This window comes from Mariniblastus fucicola (assembly GCF_008087665.1).
Classification (GTDB): domain Bacteria; phylum Planctomycetota; class Planctomycetia; order Pirellulales; family Pirellulaceae; genus Mariniblastus; species Mariniblastus fucicola.
Window position 1 is genome coordinate 5718535 of the sequence record NZ_CP042912.1, and the last position, 21739, is coordinate 5740273.

17 protein-coding genes are annotated in these 21739 nt (G+C 54.2%); 3 read left to right on the forward strand and 14 right to left on the reverse strand.

The window, feature by feature from the left end; translation table 11 throughout:
* Window positions 1–20: 20 nt before the first annotated feature.
* From MFFC18_RS21405 to MFFC18_RS21435, 7 genes are all read right to left on the reverse strand, one after another.
* Entirely contained in the window at window positions 21–3413 is a 3393-nt protein-coding gene (locus MFFC18_RS21405) for a transglutaminase family protein (protein WP_075083849.1), read from the reverse strand.
* Window positions 3414–3420: 7 nt separating this feature from the next.
* Entirely contained in the window at window positions 3421–4407 is a 987-nt protein-coding gene (locus tag MFFC18_RS21410) for an alpha-E domain-containing protein (RefSeq protein ID WP_075083848.1), read from the reverse strand.
* Window positions 4400–5896: a circularly permuted type 2 ATP-grasp protein gene (locus tag MFFC18_RS21415; protein WP_075083847.1), complete on the reverse strand. Its 1497-nt coding sequence runs from the start codon at window positions 5894–5896 to the stop codon at window positions 4400–4402. The genes MFFC18_RS21410 and MFFC18_RS21415 overlap by 8 nt, the downstream gene beginning before the upstream one ends.
* A 185-nt stretch (window positions 5897–6081) precedes the next feature.
* On the reverse strand, window positions 6082–7632 hold the full coding sequence (locus tag MFFC18_RS21420; protein WP_075083846.1) for a hypothetical protein: 1551 nt from the start codon (window positions 7630–7632) through the stop codon (window positions 6082–6084).
* Window positions 7633–7721: 89 nt separating this feature from the next.
* Complete coding sequence (locus MFFC18_RS21425) at window positions 7722–8186, reverse strand: sensor histidine kinase (protein ID WP_075083845.1); 465 nt, start codon at window positions 8184–8186, stop codon at window positions 7722–7724.
* A 206-nt stretch (window positions 8187–8392) separates the two neighbouring features.
* Entirely contained in the window at window positions 8393–9496 is a 1104-nt protein-coding gene (locus MFFC18_RS21430; protein WP_075083844.1) for a hypothetical protein, read from the reverse strand.
* Window positions 9497–9576: 80 nt separating this feature from the next.
* Window positions 9577–10227, reverse strand: coding sequence for an RNA polymerase sigma factor (locus tag MFFC18_RS21435; RefSeq protein WP_084417000.1), 651 nt, complete (start codon window positions 10225–10227; stop codon window positions 9577–9579).
* A gap of 324 nt (window positions 10228–10551) precedes the next feature.
* On the opposite strand from MFFC18_RS21435, the gene MFFC18_RS21440 reads away from it, so the two are divergent.
* Together MFFC18_RS21440 and MFFC18_RS21445 are read left to right on the forward strand one after the other, a co-directional pair.
* Window positions 10552–12183 (forward strand): permease, encoded by a 1632-nt coding sequence (locus MFFC18_RS21440; protein ID WP_238381217.1) that lies wholly within the window; start codon window positions 10552–10554, stop codon window positions 12181–12183.
* Window positions 12184–12461: 278 nt separating this feature from the next.
* Complete coding sequence (locus tag MFFC18_RS21445) at window positions 12462–14945, forward strand: carbohydrate-binding domain-containing protein (RefSeq protein WP_084416999.1); 2484 nt, start codon at window positions 12462–12464, stop codon at window positions 14943–14945.
* Between the two features lie 138 nt (window positions 14946–15083).
* On the opposite strand, the gene MFFC18_RS21450 is transcribed toward MFFC18_RS21445, so the two are convergent.
* The 7 genes from MFFC18_RS21450 to MFFC18_RS21480 all read right to left on the reverse strand — a co-directional run bounded on the left by MFFC18_RS21450 (window position 15084) and on the right by MFFC18_RS21480 (window position 21195).
* Complete coding sequence (locus tag MFFC18_RS21450; protein WP_261340525.1) at window positions 15084–15692, reverse strand: deiodinase-like protein; 609 nt, start codon at window positions 15690–15692, stop codon at window positions 15084–15086.
* 9 nt (window positions 15693–15701) lie between these two features.
* A complete protein-coding gene (locus MFFC18_RS21455) occupies window positions 15702–16121 on the reverse strand; it encodes a hypothetical protein (protein ID WP_162273932.1) in 420 nt (139 codons plus the stop codon).
* Window positions 16122–16226: 105 nt separating this feature from the next.
* Entirely contained in the window at window positions 16227–18617 is a 2391-nt protein-coding gene (locus tag MFFC18_RS21460; protein ID WP_075083839.1) for a tetratricopeptide repeat protein, read from the reverse strand.
* Window positions 18614–19075 (reverse strand): ExbD/TolR family protein, encoded by a 462-nt coding sequence (locus tag MFFC18_RS21465; protein WP_075083838.1) that lies wholly within the window; start codon window positions 19073–19075, stop codon window positions 18614–18616. The genes MFFC18_RS21460 and MFFC18_RS21465 overlap by 4 nt, the downstream gene beginning before the upstream one ends.
* Complete coding sequence (locus MFFC18_RS21470) at window positions 19075–19500, reverse strand: ExbD/TolR family protein (protein WP_075083837.1); 426 nt, start codon at window positions 19498–19500, stop codon at window positions 19075–19077. Before MFFC18_RS21470 ends, MFFC18_RS21465 begins: the two co-directional genes overlap by 1 nt.
* 2 nt (window positions 19501–19502) lie before the next feature.
* Window positions 19503–20237 carry a MotA/TolQ/ExbB proton channel family protein gene (locus MFFC18_RS21475; protein WP_075083836.1) on the reverse strand — a complete coding sequence of 245 codons (735 nt, stop codon included), beginning with the start codon at window positions 20235–20237 and terminating at the stop codon, window positions 19503–19505.
* Window positions 20215–21195 carry a tetratricopeptide repeat protein gene (locus MFFC18_RS21480; protein ID WP_075083835.1) on the reverse strand — a complete coding sequence of 327 codons (981 nt, stop codon included), beginning with the start codon at window positions 21193–21195 and terminating at the stop codon, window positions 20215–20217. The genes MFFC18_RS21475 and MFFC18_RS21480 overlap by 23 nt, the downstream gene beginning before the upstream one ends.
* Window positions 21196–21407: 212 nt before the next feature.
* On the opposite strand from MFFC18_RS21480, the gene MFFC18_RS21485 reads away from it, so the two are divergent.
* The gene (locus MFFC18_RS21485) at window positions 21408–21638 is read left to right on the forward strand and encodes a hypothetical protein (protein WP_148619033.1); all 231 of its coding nucleotides are present in this window, start codon (window positions 21408–21410) and stop codon (window positions 21636–21638) included.
* The last annotated feature ends 101 nt before the right edge of the window (window positions 21639–21739 follow it).

Below are 21739 nucleotides of genomic sequence, written 5' to 3' on the forward strand. Positions count from 1 at the left end.
ATCCAATTTTTGTATCGAACCTATCGACGAGTCGTTCGATTGCGACGCATATCAAGAGTCATCGGAAAAGACGGATTCGGTTCTTCTGTCGGAATGGGAACGGTACCCCCCGTATGTCCAAATCGGAAGAATCGGGACGCCCTTCGACTCTCCGCTTCATAAGCATTGACCGGGAAAGAACCAGAGTTTACACCCCCGGGATGATCGACATGATATCGACATCCGCCCAGCGAGCGGTTGTGCCACGAATCCAACAAATCGAAAACCAGCGGACTATCAGGTGGAATCGTCGGATGCAAACAACTCGGTGGCTGCCACGCTCGATAGCGGACGCCTCCTACGAACTCACCCTGTGTCCCGGTCGCGTGCAACGGAACCCGACGCCCGTTACAGCTGATCACATGTCGATCCGATGCGACCCCTTTGACCCGAACTTGCAATCGCTCGACCGATGAATCGACGTACCGCGCGGTGCCTCCGCTGCCAGGTTCTTCACCCAGCACATACCACGGCTCGATCGCGGTTCGCAGTTCCAGATTGATTCCGTCTACATTGACTTCGCCGATCTTGGGAAAGCGAAATTCAAAGTGCGGCGCGAACCAGGCCGGATCAAGTTCGATTCCGGAAAACTGAAGCTCAGAGAGGATATCATTGAGATCCAACTGCAGAAAATACGGCATCATCCAACGATCGTGGATCGAAGTATCCCATCGAATCAGTTTTTGCCGATACGGTTTTTCCCAAAAGTGCACGATTAACGCCCGCATCAATAGCTGCTGAACCATGTTCATCTGCCAGTGCGGCTGCATCTCGAAGGCACGGAACTCGATTAGGCCCAAGCGACCTGTCGACGATTCGGGCGCGAAAAGTTTGTCGATGCAAATTTCAGCCCGATGCGTGTTCCCCGTCAAATCGACCAACAGGTGCCGAAAAATTCGATCCACCAGCCATGGCGGAAACTCACCGTTGTCCGGGATCTGTTCAAACGCGATTTCCATCTCGTAGACCGCGTCCCGGCGCCCTTCATCGACACGAGGTGCCTGACTGGTCGGGCCGATAAAGCGACTGGAAAACAGATACGAAAGCGAAGGATGGTTGTGCCAATAGTTGACGATGCTTCGTAGTAAATCCGGACGACGTAAAAACGGACTGTCCGCCGGCATCGCCGCGCCCATCACAATGTGACTGCCTCCGCCGGTGCCGGTATGGGCTCCGTCGAGATCAAACTTTTCAGTTCCCAGTCTGGTCTGGCGAGCATCTTCGTAAACGCCAGAAACGATCTCAACCAGTTCGCCCCAGTTGGCTGCCGGTTGAACGTTGACTTCGATGACGCCCGGATCAGGCGTGACTTTGATTTGATTCAAACGATAATCCGGCGGCGGCAAATACCCTTCGATCACGACAGGCAACGAGAGATCTTCAGCGGTGGCTTCAATGACTGAAAGCAGTTCCAGGTAACTCTCGGTGGTTTCCAATGGCGGCATGAAAACGCGGAGCGTACCCTCTCGTGGTTCGACGCAAATCGCAGTCCGGATCACGGGCTCCGATCCAGCGCCGCTCTCAACAGGCATCTTTTCCGTACGCTTGTATTCCTTCGGCTCCTTGCCCGAATGCGTTTCGGATTCTTCTTCTGTTTCCTTCAGGATTTCTTCGTAGCGATCATGAACCGATGAACGCGGTTTGTTCATATCACCCCGGAACGCTCTCTGGTGTCGAATTTCGTCATGCGGCGGCAACGGCGGAAGTGGCTCGAAAGGAATGTCCGGATGGGCCGAATACGCGTCTCCGCCAGCGGGAATTGAATCCAGCGGCAAGCGCAATCCCATCGGCGAATCACCGGGCGTCAGGAACATTTCGTCACTGCGAACAGGCCACGCCCCACTTACCCAGCGGGGCTTGGCGTTCCACCACTGATGCATGATCGGCAGCAAACATCCAACCGGGTTTCCAAGTCCCTGCTCGAAAACGCGAGCGATACGTTCGCGATCTTCGGCATCACTGACATCGGCTTCGCTGACGCTGCGATTGGTCGGAAGCCGTCGCTCTTTCCATGTGTAGTACAGAGCGTCCTCGAACGCCATGACGACGTGACGCGAATCAATCTCCAGCCGTTTGCAGATCTCGTCGGTAAATTTTCGAGCGTCGTCAGTCGTATGGCCAAGATCACTATCCGGATCCGCCAGCCACTTCGGGTCTCGCCAAACCGGTTGCCCATCGTGCCGACACAAAACGGTAAACGCCCATCGTGGCAGCGACTCACCGGGATACCATTTGCCTTGCCCGCAATGAATCAGCCCGCCAGGCGCAAATCGATCCTGCAGTCGACGGCTTAAATTTGCCGCCAACCCGCGCTTCGTCGGACCCACGGCAGCAGTATTCCACTCATCGCCCTGCATATCGTCAATGGAAACAAATGTTGGCTCGCCCCCCATCGTCAGTCGAACATCGTTGGCAACCAACCGATCATCGATGCGGTGCCCAAGCTCATCAACCGCGCTCCACTGTTCTTCGGTGTAAGGTTTTGTTACGCGAGGATCTTCATGGATCCGCGTGACGGTCATTTCATGCTTGAACTCAACTTTGCAATCACCGATCAAACCGCTAATCGGAGCAGCCGTTGTCGGTTCAGGCGTGCAGGCGACCGGAATGTGGCCTTCTCCGCAAAGCAAACCTGACGTCGGGTCGAGCCCGATCCAGCCTGCTCCCGGCAGAAAAATCTCTGTCCACGCGTGCAAATCAGTAAAGTCAACATCCGTACCACTGGGGCCGTCCAGAGACTCCACGTCGGGCTTGAGCTGGACCAGATATCCGGAAACGAATCGCGACGCGATTCCCAAATGCCGCATCAACTCAACCAATAACCAGGCACTGTCCCGGCATGATCCGCTTTTGAGCGTCAGCGACTCTTCAGGTGACTGAACACCCGGCTCCATACGGATCAGATATTTGATCTCGTCAGTAATTCGCTGGTTCAATTCGACGACAAAATCGATCGTCTTGCGTGGCGTCAGGTCAACCGACGCGATCAGCTTTGAGAAAAGCGGACCGTAGTAGGATCGTTTGAGAAACGGAGCCAGATCAACTTTGAGATCCGCCGGATACTCAAACGGATACTTGAGCGCATCATCTTCCAGGAAAAACTCAAAGGGGTTGATGACCGTCATTTCGGCAACGAGATCGACTTCGACCTCGAAGCATTCCGCGGGCTCCGGGAACACCAATCTCGCCAGCCAGTTGCTGTGCGGATCCTGTTGCCAATTCAGGAAATGGTTGGCCGGATTGACTTTGAGTGAATAGCTGTTGACCGGCGTTCGGCTATGCGGCGCGGGCCGCAAGCGAACGATCTGTGGGCCGATTTCAATCGGGCGGTCATAGCTGTAGAGCGTCTTGTGGTTAAGCGCAACCTTGATCATGTATTTGTCAGCTTTGGCTGACCTCCGTGACCAACCCGTTTGTCTCAACAGGCGGTCTTGAAAAGTAGTCGGCGGCGATCGCCTGTCCAATGGTGTTTAACTGAGCTTGCAAGTCATCAACGTACTCGTGTAAGCCCTGCTGGATGATGTCTTCGATCGAAGCATAGATCAGCCGTGAGCCCAACTGGCCCACGTATTGCTCTGATGCGTTGCAAAACGAGTCCTGGGCACTTCCGGTGATGTGTCGTAACGATTGCATCGCGTTGACCACACAGTGGTGGATCGAACGCGGGAAATCCGGGTTGAGTATCAGGAAGTTGGCGACTTTCTCAGGCGTAATTCGACCGTGCACACGGCGATACATTACCAGAGCACTGGCAGATTTGAGCAGCGCAGACCAACGGACGACATCCAGCGGCGAACCGACATCTCGAGCTTCCGGCAACAGCACGAAGTACTGCACATCGATCAAACGCGAAGTCTTGTCCGCTCTTTCGATCATCCGACCGAGTTGCGAAAAGTGCCACGCTTCTCCGTGAGACATCGTGGCGTCTCCGGTTCCAATAAACAGATGGCTGGCCAGGCGAACCTGTTCACAGAACTCCTGTGGCTCGAAAATCGGAGTATCGCTGGCGGCAGCTTCCTTGACCATCAAGTGAAACCGATTCAACTGCTCCCAAATCGCATTAGGAATAATATCCCGAATCGCCCTCGCGTTCTCACGTGCGCTGGCGATACAGGAAGCGATCGAGTTTGCATTTTCTTTGTCAGTCGTTAAAAACCGCAACACGTTTTCACGATTAGGGCTTCCGTACCGTTCCTCGAAGTCTTTGTGATCGCCGCTGACGTAGACCAGCGGAGACCATTGATTGTTGAACGAATCTATCTCGCCGAGCGTCAGGTTGTAGTTCACGTCAATAAACCGCGCGACGTTCTCCGCACGTTCAACGTAGCGTCCCAACCAATAAACCGAATCTGCTACACGACTAAGCATCGGCACTCCCCTGCTCTTGCTGCTGAGAAGCCTCGAAGTGCGGCACGTGCTGATTCGAGTTCCCTTTCAGGACCCATGTATCCTTGCTGCCTCCGCCTTGCGAAGAGTTCACGACAAGCGACCCTTTCGGCAACGCGACTCGCGTGAGCCCTCCGGGCATGACGTAGATCTCTTTTCCGTAGAGCACGAACGGACGCAAGTCCACGTGTCGCGGCTCAACTTCTCCATCGATCAGTGTTGGCACCGTGGACAAAGTTAGCGTCGGCTGGGCAATCCACTCACGAGGATTGTCTTTGATTTGACGGGCCGCTTCATCACGTTGTTCTTTGGTAGATTGCGGACCAATCATTAAACCCTTACCGCCAGATTCGTTGGTTGGTTTAACGACCAGAGTCTCAAGGTTTTCCAAAACGTGACTTTTGTCGGCCGACTCCGAACAGAGGTAAGTCGGGACGTTCGGTAGAATCGCGTCTTCACCCAAATAGTATTTGATGATTTTGGGAACGTAACTGTAGACCGCCTTGTCGTCAGCGATCCCGGTTCCCGGAGCGTTCGCCAGCGTCACTTTGCCGGCTTTCCAGGATTCCATCAGCCCACGAACGCCCAGTACTGAATCGCTGCGGAAGCAGGCGGGATCGATAAAGTCATCGTCGATACGTCGATAAATGACGTCGACTTTTTCCAGGCCGCGAGTTGTATTCATGAACACATAGCCGTCCTGAACAACCAGATCCGAACCCTGAACGAGCTCGATGCCCATTTGCCGCGCCAAAAAAGTGTGCTCGAAATAAGCCGAGTTAAATACGCCCGGCGTCAGCACGACGGCTGTCGGATCGTTGGTAGGCGGAGCACAGTCGTGCAAAATCTTGAGCAACTGTTCGGGATAGTCTTCGATTGGAGCAACTGACATGCCTTCGAAAACGCCCGCCAACGTTCGCTTCATCAGCTCGCGGTTCTCCAGCACATACGAAACGCCCGATGGACAACGCAAATTGTCTTCAAGGACATAGATCTGCCCATCGGCATGACGGATTAGATCGACGCCAGTGATGTGACACCATACACCTTCGATCGGAGTCACGCCTTCGCACTGTTTCCGATAGGTTTTTGAACCGAAAATCAAATCTTCCGGAACCACCTTGTCCTTGTAGATCTTTCGATCGTTGTAGGTGTCGGTGATGAACAGGTTCAGGGCTTCGAGTCGTTGCCGAAGTCCTCGTTCGACAGTCGACCATTCATCGCCATCGATGATTCTTGGCAACAGATCAAACGGCCAGACTTTCTCCGTTCCGGCTTCGTGACCGTAAACGTTGAAGGTGATGCCCATCTTCTGCAGGCTCATCTCGGCTTCGAGTTGGCGGCGTTGGAGAGTTCCGGCTGGCAAGCTCGCGAGCTTGTTGACAAAAGTGGCGGTAGACTGTCTTGGATCACCGTTGGACCCAAACATTTCGTCGTACGCGTCGTTGGAAGAGTAATTTTTTATTTTCATAGCGTCAGTAGGCGAGGTTAAACCGATGATAACATCGTTGACCGGCCAACTGTACTACAAAGTTGCCAATTTTTGCATTGGACACCGCTTTAACGGGTCCAATGTAAGTCGTACAACCACTAATCAACAGTAATGTAAGACCGACATCCGGCGACTACGGGAGATTGCGCGAGAAAAGAATCGCGTCACCCCGCGTTTCGAATCCAGGATTCAATGACTCTGGCGGCCGATTCGGGATCTTTTTCTACCAAACTGCCAAGCTTTTGCTCGGCCGCTCGGCGTGCTGCATAGTCTTCAGGTTGAGCAATCGCGATCTCTGGAGTTGCCTGCTCTGTTTCGGTGACCGCGTCGGATGGAGTCGATGAATTGATCGAGATTATGTCCTCGTTCTCGCTCGCTTCTTCGCTGGCCTCATAAGGACTGTGCCGTGTCATCATCGTCAGCAGTACCAATCCGATCAGCAACACGGCAGCCGACGGCCAATGCTTTATGGCGATGTCGCGGACTTGATTCTGCCAAGGTGATGCCACGACGGGCGCGGTTACCGGGGCCGGCACAAACTGGACCGCGATCGGAAACTTGGTGCCTTGAGCAAACGATTGCTTTGGCAAAATGGGTCGAACCGTTTCGACCAGTCGACGGCCCAACTGGTTGACGGCTTGTTGCTTGATGTTCGGTTTGTCAGCAGGAAAGGCTGTTTTGCCAATCGACATTTGTGCTGCTGCCGATTCGGGAACCTGCAGCATCACTTCGATGCGACTGGTATAGGTCGGTTCAGCGACGACGGGTGTTGCGACGACAGGCTTCGGCTGAGCCACGGGTTTGGTGGTACGTACGTCGTGGATTGACGCCGCGCCGTTTGTCCCAATTACCGCAACGGTTGGTTGAGGGCGCGGCGTTTTTTCGATTGGCGGCGTATACGAAACCGGTCTGGCGACCGAAGGAACTTTGACCATATCAACCCGAACCTGAACGTCGATGTCGCCGTAAGCCTGAACCGCTTGTTGAATTCGTTTTCGGTAGTGTGTTTCCTGTTCGAACGGCGGACGCTGATCAATCGAGACAACTTTGTTGCCGCGGGAAAGCGTGCGGTGGGCGTAGCCAGATGAGATATCGATGACGCGAATGTTGTCAGCCGGAAGTCCCGCAACGGCTCCCGCAATCATTTCGCGAACCGTGGCGACCTGATCCGAATCCAGCACCACGTCTTCCGGTGGCTCAACGGATACGACGGCTGTTTGCTGAGCAGCGCGAAAAGCCGATCCGTTTGCGGTGCTATCCATTTCAAACCAGGCGTTCTTGACGAATGGTAATCGAATCACCATTTCACGAATCAGTTTTTTCTTGCGAGAATCCTGCAGCTGTTTTTGCTGTAAGCGCGAAAGAAATGGATTGATCCCCGGTTCGGCCTCGTCCTGAGCACGAAGAAACTGTGGCAGAGCATCGTTTTCCGCGATCGCATTGAGGCAATCCTCTTTGAGGTGTTCGGGAACGAGAAGCATTCCGTTCTCGATTTTGCAGCCCGAGATTCCGCACTTTCCGATCGCGAACTCCATTCGTTCGAGGTCGCCATCCGCAAGCCGTTGCTGACTCTCGAGCAAGGCAACCAGTGGCCGGGAGCTTTTCGAATGAGCCACCTGGAGTACGGCGATAATCACAAGAATCAGGACGCCGACGATGATCGCCTGCGTCTGTCGGTGACTGAGCTTTTGCTGAATTTGAGTCGGAAGATTCATCCTTGAAGACTCCGCGCCTTGGGTGTTTTAGTTGTACGTTGGGTAGCAGTTTGCCGCTGGATTGAATGAACTGCCGGGAGAAGACTTCGCTATCCGTTGGACGTCGCTGGCTTGGGCACGACGAGCACGTGAGCGGTGCCGCCAAGCGGACAGTTCCACGACTGGACAGTCGCGTTCATCAGGACGCTAAGCTGGTTCAGCGTTCCCATATGGAGATTGGTTTCGGTTCCAAGAACTTTTGGAAGCTCCGGATTGGTTTGGTTGATGGAGGGAGCATCCTGTTCGGCGCTTCGCCCGCTGTCAGCAATCTCAAGTTCCCATTGATATTCTGCGTTGACGAGCGTCGCTTCGAGCTCGCCGCCTTCGGGCATCGCCTCGATCGCATTCTCGACCATCGCAATCACAGCTTTGTGGACCAGCTTTCGATCATATGGAGCGGAAACTTCCTCCAAGTCCAGAACCATACTTACGTTTTTAGACTCGCAAGTATTTCGATAGCCGGAAACGACCTGCCGCACGAAATCAGAAAGACTGTTGTTGGATAGTTGGACCATGAGCGACTCATCCGTGAGCTTTGACTTAAATTGAACATGGCTTGTACCGAAATCGCAACCCACACGCAATGTTGGTTGTCGTGTCAAAACAGGCAGCTTGGCGAAACAGGCGACCTTGGCCGCCCGCGCAGCACGGTAAAACGAGGCAACGCAAATGTTGCGGGCAATTGGAAGAAGCCCCGAACAGACACGACCAAACGTTGCAATTAGTCTTTGATGACTTCGAAAGTCACGCTCATTGCAGGCAGATGACACGGTGCGATGACGTTGTCATGCTCCCCAACACCGGGTCCGACGATTCCCAGATCGTTTTCGTAAATCGCGTCTTCACCGATTGCATGCGTCGGGACAAACTGCGAGTGACCATCAGCAAAGAAACAGTTCTGCCCCTTGCCCTCGTGGTTCTTACTGCTGCGGCCTGGCATTTCGCATGACGGCATGTCTGCGATAATCACGGTGTGAGCAGAGCCATCGTTCCGCGGAGCATAATATTTTCCGTCGTCCAGAAAACCGAGTGCGAAACCGAAATGCCCGCCCATACGGCGTTTGAGAACGCTCAACTGCGGCCCTTTAGCGGAGCGAATCTGCTGCAGCGTAGGAATTCGTAGCGGCTCGCTCTCAAGCCGTCCAGCGCACGCAAATGTGGCGTCGTCCACAATCAAGCCCGTGCTTTTCAGAACTGGCGCGAACAGCCCGGTGCTGTTTGAATCGATGCTGGTCTCAGAAACGTTTACGAAATGACCGCTGTGCAGGTCCGAGTAAACCAGCATCGCAGTTCCAACCTGATTCAGGTTGTGCTGGCATGAAATGATGCGGCCCTGAAATCGTGACTGCGAAATTGCAGGTAAAAGAATGCTTGCGAAAATCGCCATGATCGCCACACAAGCAAGCAAGTCGGTTCGCGACCATGAGCCCGGATGGACGACGCGATCTGTCAGGCGACTGAAGGACGATGCTGGCTGCAGTTCGGCATCGCTGACAGCAGAATCTGATTCATCATGCACTTCTGTCATGGAATCACAGTTTGATGCACCGAACATCTCGCCGATCGCATCGGAATCCTCGAACAGCTCCTGCTTTCCATGTTTCAGGCTGGCCACCAGCTCGCAAGTGCGGCGGGCGAGCCCAGGTCGGCTACCGGGATCTCCAAATGTCAGGCTTTCCAACGGAGACATCGCGTGGCGAATCTCCAGCAACTGCTCCTCGATCTCGGGGTTGGTGTCTATTTGTTGTTGAAGGTCACGTTCTTCCTGAGCGTCCAGTGCTCCCAGAACGTAACCCAGCAAATCTTCTTGCGACGGGTGTTTCACGGGTAAATCTCAAAGGTTTTGGTCAACCGGGCTCATGCTGAAAGACTCAATCATTGAGTCAGCAGCGGAGAGATTCCTGACTAGTCGACCTGCGAAGTATGGTTCCAAACATCAGTCAGTTTTGCGATCGCAGAATGCAGACGGCTCTTGACTGTCCCCACTGGAACGTCCAACACTTCGGCGGCTTCCCGGTACTTCATTCCCTGGTAGTAAACCAGTTGAATCAGTACGTTCATTGACTCTGGAAGTTGGCTGAGTGCTTTTCGCACCAGTCGTCGACGCTCGGTCTCAAGAGCAGCGTTGGACGGATCGGGATCATCGCTTTCAAGAAGGTTGATCAAACGACCGACATCTTCGCTGTCCTGCAGACGTGGCGTGTCGAGGCTGACATTTCGATGCCGTTTATTTCTACGCTTGGCATCGATGGCTGCATTGGTAGCAATCGTGTAAAGCCACGGACGGAAACGACGACCTTCTTCGAACAGATGGCTCTTGAGATGAATGTGCAGGAACGTCGTTTGAAAAACGTCCTCTGCCATTTCAGCATTCCCAAGGTACCGGCGCAGGTAACTGAACAGCTCACGTTCGTACCGGTAGACCAGAGTCGCGTACAATTCGCGATCTCCCGTTTCCCGATAATCGATCAGTAGTTGTTCGTCAGTCACTTGCTCTGATTTTGCTTTCAGTTGCCGATCTGTGTCGTAGTAGATGTCGTTGACCGTAGCTTCCATGATTATTACGCGTCAGCCGGGCCAGAGTTCGGGGAAAATTTCATTTCACCCGCTTTGATCCCTTTTGAGACGCGCCTCCTTGCTTGTTCTTACCTTTAGTCCCGTTTTTTGCGGTTGTTGGGGCAATCAAGCCCCTCCGCTTTTTCAGTATCGCGAGGTCTCTGACACGTCAGGTCCGTTTGACAGCAAATTTTTGGCGTTCTAAATTCAGACCGCGTTTTAGCTGGCAAAATCCGACTTCCAAGTCAGCCAGTGCCCTGCCGTAGGCCCTTGACCACACTTTGATCATTCAAAAGCAAGAGCCATGCCAAAGAAGGAATCGTAGTGACAAACAAGAAGTATCAATGGGCACAAACGGGAGACATTAACGCGTTTTTCGGGCTGATGCTCGATAACATCGCCGGACTGGTGCTGTTAGTCAGTTTGCTATCAGGTGTCTTCGGGTTCCCTGTAGAATTTGCAATTTGTTACATGGTCCCTGGAACTGCCATTGGCGTCCTTGTGGGCGACCTGTTGTTTTTCATGCTGGCATTCTGGTACGCAAAAAAAACCGGAAAAACCGATGTCACAGCCATGCCGCTGGGACTCGACACGCCCAGCACTTTCGGGATGGTGTTCCTCGTTCTCGGACCAGCCTACGCTTCCGGCGTGGGAAACGGTTTGACCGAAACCGCGGCGGCCACCAATGCCTGGCACATCGGCATGTGCGCTATCCTGATCACCGGTGTCATAAAGGCCGCCCTGAGTTTCTTTTCCGGCTGGATCCATCGACTGGTTCCCAGAGCCGGTTTGCTTGGTTCGCTGGCGGCGATTGCGTTGTTGCTGATCGCGTTCAGTCCGCTCGCAAAAATCGCAGCTTCGGCGCCAATCGTGGGCTTTGCTTCGTTGGCGATTGTGCTGGTGACTTTGATCGGGAAACAAAGACTGCCCGGTGGCATTCCTGGGGCTCTTGCCGCGGTCGTTGTTGGAACCGGAATCTACTACGTGCTGTACGGCATCGGGGAAGCCGCCGGCGTTGAACTGGTCGAAAAGGCTACTGCGATGCAGACGACCTGGTTGCCATGGCAGTGGATGGACGCGTTCAAATTTGAATGGCTTGGCAAGTTCAGTGAGACCGTGCCGTACCTGGGCTACGTGATTCCGTTTGCAATCGTGACAGTCGTTGGAGGGATTGATTGCGCTGAAAGTGCTGCATCCGTCGGAGACGATTTTCACACCCCAACAGTCATTGGAGTCGAAGCTTTTGCCACTTTGGTCGCTGCGTGTTGCGGCGGAGTCATTCAGACGACTCCCTACATCGGTCATCCTGCATATAAAGCGATGGGTGGCCGAGCAGCCTACACGTTGATGACAGCTCTGTTCATCGGCGGTGCGGGACTGATCGGATACTTCTCGTTGATGTTCCAATGGATTCCCGAAGCCGCCATTTTCCCGATTTTGATTTTCATCGGTATTGAAATCACTGCCCAAAGTTTTCAGGTCACCCCGAAAAGGCATTATGCCGCACTCGCCGTGGCTTGCCTTCCTGCGATCGCAAAGCTGATTGCACTTTCGGTTGGAGATTTCGCCGGAGAAATTGGTGCAGACATGAGCGACCGCCTTTCGCATTCGCTCCTGTACATCAACGTGCTGGCCGGAGGTTTTATCTTCACAAGTGTGATTTGGGCTTCTGCGACGGCCAAGATCGTGGATCGCAAGTACTTGGCTGCCGGAGTTTATTTTACGCTCGGCGGACTGTTCACGCTTTTCGGCATCATGCATTCGCCACTTTCAGGCGACAAAATGTTCCTGCCAACGGAACTGATGAATGGAGAGGTCTTCGATGAAGCCAAAGTCGCCGCCGTTCGCGATTTTGCGATCGCCTATTTTGTGATGGCCGCAATCATGATCGGACTGTGGCAGGTCTTGCCTCAGGCTGAGCAAGTCGCGGAAGAATCAGAGTCGCTGGCTCACTGAGCCGACGCTGCCGTTTTGAAGTCGAGCAGTTTGATGCGCGACGCTTAACGGCGGGCATCGGGACGCGATCGATAGTCAAACACCCGAAGCCCCTGCAAGGCAAATGGACAAGCCCGCTCTGTCGCTTGTTGCCCCAACGCATCATGGCTGCCCATTGATGCGTTTTGGCAACGCGCAACATCAAAAACTGCCGCGTTTGTCACCGCGGTGAGTCCGGAACGGTATCTGCTTTTTGGAGTGACATCCAACCTGTCACCCGCCAGAGTACCGAGCTCCAGATGTTCAAAGAACTCCGCAACTTTCTCTCCATCACCCAGCCGAACAAACGAAAACGACCCAGCCAAAACGGTGTGCACCGCTTTGAAAATCTGGAGCCTCGGAAAATGCTCGCCACGGTCAGCGTATTTGCTTCCGGTGCTACGGGCGAAGAAGCGTTCAACCTGATCATCGATAACGAGATCGTTGCAACTCACACCGACGTTGGCGGAAACTTTATTGGGCATGGCACCAACCAGTACGACTACTTCACCGATGCCGAAGTCGACCCCAGCACGGTTAAAGTCGAGTTCTTTAACGACATGACTCCAAGCGAAATCGATCGCCAATTGTTGGTGGATCGCATCATTATCGATGGCCACGTCTTTCATTCAGAAGACATCAACACATATTCTACTGGCTTCATAAACTACGAGGGCAATTTTACCGGCGCGGGTTTCAAACGGCACGAAATCCTGAACGTTAACGGAACGTTTTCTTACGATCAGGAAAATCCGGACAAGCCCAAGGGCACTCGAATTCGGGTCGACGCGGTGGGCGAAACGGGAGAGGAAAACCTTCAGGTGCAGATCAATGGCCAAACAGTTCGCAATTTTGGCTTCTTTCAGCAACGCGCGGACCTGATTCAATCGTTCGCGTTTGTCGTCGACGAATTTGTTGACATCGAAGACGTTCGAATCCGATTCACCAACGACGCCATCGATCCCGTAACAGGCGAGGACCGCAACCTGACGGTGCTGAACTTTCAGACGATCGACCTTGAGTCTGGCCAACGACAAGTTGCCCTGCCAACTGACCAGAACGTGTATTCAACCGGAGTGTTCACCGAAGCTGACGGCATCAAGCCGGGATTCGCTCGTGGCAACACGCTGTCCACATTCGGCTTCTTCGAAGTCCGCGACGAGACTCGTCGGATTCGAGTCGATGCCAGTGGCTCAACCGGCGAGGAAGTCATGGAAATTCGAATCGGCAACGAAGTCCTCGGACAGTTCGAAGTCTCGACTTCCACACAGCAGTACTTTGTGGACATCAATCGCGATTTCAACTTTCACAACATCCGTATTGCCTTCGTCAACGATGTGTACGATGAAAGCACAGGTTACGATCGCAACCTGATTGTGCACTCATTCCAGAAGATCGACATGGAGACCCTGGAACGTGACGTCGCTTTCCCGACTGATGCAAACGTGTTTTCGACAGGAACGTTCGTCGAAGCTGACGGAATCAGCCCGGGGTTTGGTCGCGGAAACACCCTCAACGCAAACGGCTTTTTCCAAATCCGCGAGACGGACAGTTTTCAGTTCGACCGCCGAATCTCTGGCGATGCGTACTTCGTCAAAGTCGACGACGGCTCGGGTAGCCTGATCACTGCGTCCGGACCTGAAGGCAATAGCCTGATTGGTCATACGCTGAGCCTGTTTGATTCCAGCGGAAACCCGGTGCGCAATTTCGGCAACAACGGAACCGTGGTTTGGACCGACGTGGCGGATGTCGCCGGCTGGAACAAAACTCGCATCGAGGACATCGACTTCATGGCCGACGGATCGATCATCGTGACGGCTCAACGCGTCCCGGGGATCGGCTTGCGGGCAATTCCCTACGTTCTGAAACTGGACAGCCAAGGAAACGTTGACGATTCGTTCGCGATCAACGGATTGCTGGCCCAAACGCCGATCGGCAACGGATCCAACCGACTGTTCACACTGCCTGAAAACGATGGTCACATCACGATCGTAGGCCAATCAGCCAACTCAAACACCGTCGCACTGAGCCACTACGCTCAGTTCGGCAACCTGGACCAGTCCTATGGCAACGGCGGACATCGAATTCTCACCGGCACCACGCTCGCAGGAGCCGAAGGGTTGAGCATCGGAATTTCCGGAGCACAGGCTCTTCCTGACGATTCAGTCATCGTGATGGCGTCGGTTCGATTCCGCAGCAGTTCGGTGCAATCGATCGTTAAACTCAAGAGTGACGGATCGATCGACACAAGCTTTGGCGACAACGGTGTTACTCGAATTGGTTCCCTGGGCGCCAGCGGATTCGAAATCGACAGCAAGGGCCGAATCGTGGTTTCCAAGTCCAACTTTATTCTGCGATTCACCGCGGACGGACAGCTGGATCAGTCGTTTGGGGACAACGGCTCGGTTACGATCACACGCGACGACAATTTTTCCGGATCCAACATTTTGGTTGACTCAGAAGATCGCATCGTCATTGTCGGTAATCGCAGCACTGACGCGACCTTCCCTGACCTCCCGTCGTTCCTCGGAGCGAGCATCGTGCGATTGAACGAAAGTGGAACGCTCGACGCCAGCTTCCACTGGGACGGAATTCAGGATTTCTCGAACTTCACCGTTGGGTCCGCAACACTCCGATCACCTCTCGATGCGGACTTCGACGCCGAAGGCAACCTGATCATCGGGCTTGGCCAAGTCGGAACGGACCGCGGCGTTCCCGGGTTATCACGTCTTCGCATGAGCTAGAAATTGGCTGCGTCAGAATGATCAAAAACAAAGCCACCGGACAAGATTGTTCGGTGGCTTTCTGATGTCTGCTGATTAAATGCCAGGCGTGAAGAATTGGGGAACGTGATTCACGAATCCCAATCCTGACCTTCCGGCCTATCGCCCTCTTCGAGTCGGCCTCAGCTCCTCCCGGCTCAGCTCTCCATCACCATCCTTGTCCAACGTCAACAACGCTTCCGCGGCAGCTTCGATTTCGGCGGCTGAAAGTTGGTTGTCTCCATCCTTGTTGATCGCTGCGAAAGCCGGAATTCGGCTCAGCATTCTCGTCATGCGTTCGTTCTCGCGTGAACCATTTTCGCGAGGCAAACTCTCAGCCTCGGCGGCTGGCGTTTTTACGTTCGCTTTCAATTCGTCCTCAATCGCCTCCTCAAGCTCATCCGGCTTGAATCCTCTCGGCCCCTTGTCTCCGGCGTAGGCGATGTTGCCGTCTTTGCCGACCAGGTACAACCGGTCGGGAAGTGAAACGTAGTCTTGCGAAGTCTTGTCGTCGATATCGTCCAACAGTGCCGGAATCTCCAGCCCCATCTGTTTGAGGAATTTCAGTGCGACTTCACGTCGCTCCTCGGTCGAAACAGGTTGCTCTACATCAAAACCTGCGGGCCGATCGCTGTCGGCTGCGTGTGCCTCGCGGCTGTAGATAATGAAAAACTGAACTTTGTCAGCGTACTTTGATTGCATCTCTTTCAGTTGACCAACTGAACGCAGGAACGGCGGTCAGGTACAGCTTCCGAAGATTAGAGCAACAGGTTTCTTGTCGGCGAAGTTCGACAACGTCACGGTTTCGGACTGGTTCTTGATCAGAGTCAGCGAAAAATCTGGCGCCTTTTCACCAACTTTCGGAACGGCTCCTGATCCGCGACCGGCTCTGGAGCGAGTCGCCCAGTCTTCTTTCGTAAGCACGCCATCGCCATTGCTGTCGAGGCTCGTCAAACCTTCAGCGCCGCGAGTGTATTCCTCGGCCGACACCGTTCCGTCCTTGTTTGTGTCATACTTCCCGGCGACAAAATCCCACCCGGTCCCGCCGCGGGCGCCACGACGATTCCGCTGCGCATTGGCGTCATCGACAGGAATAAAAATTGCAAAGACAACGGCCACGGCAGACAAAATCGGCCAACATTGAGCTGAAAAGTTCATTGGATTACCCTGAAAAGGAGAACGTACATCCTGCAATACACGTGATCGTTTCGACATGGCGACACCAATTATCTGCCGTTTTGAAATTTTCTGGAACGTTTCCAATTAACGGGAGGCATCCCGCAAAAGACGTTCGAAGTCGTCGCCAATGTCAGATTTTTCCCAGCCCGGCGGCACAGCCTTGATGTACTTCAACATCTTTGCAGCTTCATCGCTTTTACCGGACTCATGCAGCAACCTCGCCACGTTATATTTGGCTTCAAACCACGATGGACTGTGCGACGCCGTCCGCGAAGCGATCGATCGCCAGATCCGCAGAGCCTGCTCTCCGCTGGAAGCTCTGGCCCAACCTACCATCGCTTTGAGATTTTTCGGATTGGCCTCGCCAAGCTCCTGATAGATCTTGAGTGCCTCCGGCTTTCGCCCCAGCATGGTAAGCGCTGATGCTTTCGCGATGCGAAACTGGTATCGAACTTTCGGGTCCTCCACTGCCGGAATCGCATTTTCCGCAATCGCGAGTTTTACTTCTCCCAAAAGCCTGGAATCTTCCAGGCGTTCGAGCCTCAATAGCAGCTGACGAACGAGAGTCACGTTGAAAGGCAACGAGTTCGCTTTTTCGATCCGCTGTTTGGCTTCCGCCTCGCTCAGCAATGCCAACAGGATTTGAAACTCGACATCTGATTCTGCGATTGGAGATTCAGCCACGCCAAGCATCCGTCTGGCAGATACCTTCGCGTCTTCGGCTTGCCAGAAAATCCCAAGCTCCGCCATGGCAACCGCGACCATCGGCTGTTTCGATTCGTCGCAACGCTGGAAAACGTCTCCCCAACGCTGAAGCAATTTTCTGGCGTCAGGCCGGATCGCCAGTCCCTTCATCTCCCTGGATTGCAACTGTTTGCGTCCGGCGTAGCGTGCCAAAGCGACGGCCGAACTGAACAGCGGACTCGACGGCTGAGTCGCCACAAGCGTTTCAAAAGCCGCATCGAAATTTTTGCCAGCGACCTGCTTTGCCGCCAACCAGTTTCTTGCCTGATTGGCGGTTTCCGAATCCGCCCATTGGCGAATATGTGAAGTGGCCTCTTTTTCAAACTGTTCAGAATTGGCTTTAGAAAGATTCCAACAACCACGCAAATGAATTGACGGCGAAAGCGACTCACTGGCATAGGATTTGGAAGCCTTCAACAGGACCGCAGCGGCTTCATCGTGCTTGCCCTGCTTCTCCATTGCCATCGCTGCCCGAACCGTGGTTCCCAGTCCACCGGCCCGGTTTCCGTCGGAAAACTGCGACGCCGCCACCGACAGATAGCCCCGCGCGGCTGCCTCGAGGTCTCCGTTCTGTTCTGCCTTTTCAGCCGCCTCCAATAGCATCCGCAGTTCTGCCGAGCCGACAGCTTTGTTACTGACGGTAGATTTTCCTGCACCCGAAAGCAACGCAATGTCGGCGCGGCGAGCCCACCATAAACCATGGCTGGTGGAGATTTTTTTTGCCAGCGCCGAGGCTTTTTCGATCTGGCCCGCGGCAACCAACAGTTGAACAAGAGCGACTTCCGTTTCCGCGTCGTGACGTTTTTTCAACGCTCGTTCAGCAAGGCTTTTCATGCGGGCCCTGTCGTCGATCGCGATCGCGAGTGCCATCTCTTCCTGCAGGAACATGGCGTCGACGGCTGTGGGGCGTTTCTCGCTTCGCAATCGTTTCAGCACATCGTCCGCAGCCTGGAACTCACCCAGCATTCGCCGGCATGTCGCTTCCTTGATCCACGCTTTCCACCAGAGAGCCCGAGAGTTCGCAACCGCGCCGCGGACGGCAGCCAACTGTGCCGGAACGCGGCCGAGTGAGTCAAGCCGATTCAACTGTTCGGCTTCGGTGCTGGCGTCTGTTAGTCGGGCACTGGTCAGGTTCACGATCGCCAATTGATATTCGAGGCTGGTGACAAGAGTACGAAGTTGCTCGCTGGTGAGCATGTCGGGCGACAGATTCTGGTTAGCCTGATTCCTGATCGTGGCAAGCGTTTGCTGCTTCGTCTGGCCAAGCAACGTACGTGCCTGAAAAAGTTGCTGAAGGCCCTTTTCGCGATCGCCTGGATTCGCAATTTTTGCTTCGACTTCCTGCTGCAACAGGTTCGCAAACGAGAGATGAGCCAACGCTTGCTGGAACCCAACCAGCACAGTTTGCGGATTTTTGGCGTGCGATTCGAAGAACTCGTCAGCGATTTGATCCACCTGTTGCCAATGCAACTCACGATCATCCGCGACTCTGGCTTGCGACGTCCGGACGCGAATCCGCTCGACAGCGAGGGATGCAAAATCCGTTGGCGTCAGGTTCTGCCGATCGAGCACTTTCAGGCAATGCAATTCCGCGAGTTCAAAAAGTGATCGGTCTCGCAGCCCTCCTACAAGGTTTTGCTCGCGATCATCAAACACCGATTCCTGGGCGTCCGCAAACGGTGCCGATAGCAGCACGACCAAACCAACCACTACCCGGATTGTTGCGTTCATCGTGCTTCTCCTGAAACCGCAAACTGGACTTTCGCAAAACCGCTGACTTTCGCTGCGTCCCAAGCGTCGACAATGTGTTCCAGCGGCACATTCTGGTCCGGATACAGGATCACCGGAGCGTCGGTGCTGATCTGGGCGATCGTCGTCAACTGCTTTTTGACGTCAGCCAAATCGCCAAGTGGCTGATCGCTGACGAACCAGGTTGGCGCCTCGTTCTGCATTCGAATACGAATCACCAGGTTGTCAAAATCAGCAGGTTCTGGCACGTCGACCTGTTCCACCGGATCGGCACCGGCGGCTTGCGAAAGTTGGCTGGGCATGACCTGTTCGATGATCTGAAAACTGGCCGTCCAGACAAAGAACACCAGCAGCAGAAACACCACATCGATCATCGGTGTCATCGCGGAATCGATGTCCGTTGCCGCACCGGTTTGCACATATTGGCTGGGCTTTCTCATCAGCCGCCCTCCTTGCGATAGACCGCGAAACCGACGTTCCAAATTCCGGATTTGGTGCAACTGAGCATCACCGGTTCGATCTTTGACCAGGGAGCCGATCGGCTGGAGCGGATACGGACTTCGATATCTTCACCTTTTTCATCGCGAACGGCTTTGAGCATGGGAATCAGTTGAGCCTGCGTCAGCGGACGTCCGGCGACAAGCAATTCGCCGCTGTCCAACACGTTGACGGTCACGCGCGGCGTCTCCTGATCGATATCGTTGTCTGCAGAGGCAGCGACTGGCAGATCAAGCTCCTGTTGCGTTTCCTGTTTTTGCAAATGGCTACTGACGAGGAAGAAAATGATCAGCAGGAACACAACGTCGATCATCGGCGTCATGTTGAAGCCCAGTTTTCGCACAGGTTGGTAGCGTGGAATTTGCATGGTTACTGTTGCGCCGGCCTGTTGGTTTTACTCGCCTTGTTCGCTTTGCGGCGTAGCGGACTGAAGACATGTTGAGCCTGAAACGCTGCTTCGGCAACCAACTGATCGATGCGGTTTCGAAAAACAGCAAACGCTCCGATCGACGGAATCGCCACGATCAGTCCTCCAACGGTCGTTACCAACGCCTGATAAATGCCTTCTGCAAGTTGCGGCGCGCTCGCGGTTCCCTGCGTGGCAGCCACATTCTGGAACGCCACAATCATCCCGATCACGGTTCCCAGCAGCCCCACCATGGGAGCAATGTTTCCGATGACGGAGAGGTATTCGATTTTGCGAAACAACCGCGCCGACTGTTCAGCCAAAGCTTCTTCGACGGATTTTTCAACGCTGTTCCAACCGAACTCCAGTTCCGAGATGCCGTGCATCAGCACGAACGACAGGAAGCTGGGGTTCTCGCGACAGGCCGTTTGCGCGTCGGCGATGTTGCCGCCCATCAGCGACTGTCTGACTCGTTCGCCAAGCCCGTCCGGCATCAGGTCTTTCCGTCGAACGGTCAGCAAGTGGTCGATCACCAGATATGCTGACAGAATCGACAACGTCAGCAACAGGATGATAATCAGGATGCCGACAATGCCCCCGGAGAAGATGATTTCAAAGAACCCCTTCCCTGCCTCGACATCGGATTCCTGAAGCCACGGGATGGCGGCGTAAAAATTAATTGGCCCAAACGGTTCCACCAAACTTCTCCTTCAGTTCGTTTCGCAAAGATTGCGATTGTTGTTCTCGATTTGTATTTTTCAGCAACCACGCGGTCTGATAGAGCGCTGCCGCAGCGAGTCCACCTTGCTGTGGATCGTTGATCGGAATCCGCATGAAATTCACGATGGCCTCGTCCTCCTGCTTTGATTTGCTTTGAGCTTCGGCGATCAAATACCAGGCGCCACAGCGCACTTCCTTCGGCATCGACCGGACCAATTCGATTCGAAGCTCGAGTCGTTTCGCATCAGGAGCCACGCTGTCCAAACGCCACACCTGGGCTTTGGCGAGCGATGCGACGACCGGATCAAAGTCACGAGTCAATCGCTCCATTTTTTGCTTCGCCTTCTTGTTCGACTGGTCGGCCAGCATCCAACTTGCTCCCAACATCGCAATCATCGGTTCTCTGGATTCCAGCCAAACTTCGGCCTTCTGCAACTGCTGGCGGTTCGGCTTGCTGGAAGTCCAAACCAGCGGAGCCAGATGCCGAAACCGACTCTGTGGATCGTCATCGATGACACGTAGAAAATGGCGAGCGGCGTTCCCAAAGTCATCTTTCGCCAGAAAGCACTCGACCAGTTTCGCGTCGACGATGTTCTGCATCCAGGCTCGCGGTTCGGATTCGAGCGCCGAGGCAAACTGATCGACTGCCGCGTCATAACGATACTCTTCCAGCAGCCGCTTGCCGTCTTCATAGCCGCCGTGCCACGCCGTTTCGAATCGGATCAGCTGATCGGTGTCGAAATCCTTGACGCCAGATTTGCCTTTGATCGAAATCGTATCGCCGACCCAGTTCACGATCTCGCCTTTGCGTTTCGATTCACCAGGGGCGTTGGTCTTTTTCAGATAGACCACGTCCTGCGCGAATCCGTTGGGACAACTGGCGCAGGCCAATAACAGGGCGATTCCGAGAGTCCAAATTGTCGAACGGGCGTGCATGCATTTCCTTTGCGGTAGCCCGAAGTTTACCACGCCTGGCGATTTTGGACACGTTTGGTCCACCGAGGTGCTGCCACTTTGAAATCGGGCCCCGATTACAAATTTTCTGATGACGTTTTGCGGGCGAAGGACCAGCTGTGTCATCCGCGCGACCAATCATGGTTTCAGACATTCACCAATGCGGTGGACGTCCTCACTGCAAAGGAGAACTCATGATCAAGCCAATCGGACCTCAATACATTGCCGCGAAAAACAACCGGCGCGTCGGACTGACTCATGTTTCCAGCGTCATCGATCGTTTGATGCGAATCTACGGACTCGATGAAGAGCTTGAGCAGCACGCTGCCGAATCGCAGACGGCTGAATTTGAAGAACAAGCCCCGATCGCTCCGACAATGCCAATCGCAGCAGGAGCTCAAGGCACGTTTTCATGGTTTGAGTAAATCCGAAAGGACGCTGCACGTCGCGATCGATGCGAAAATTCCATCCAGCGGAACCCCACGCCGACTGTAGGCGATACGGGTTCAGGACCAAACCGAAGATA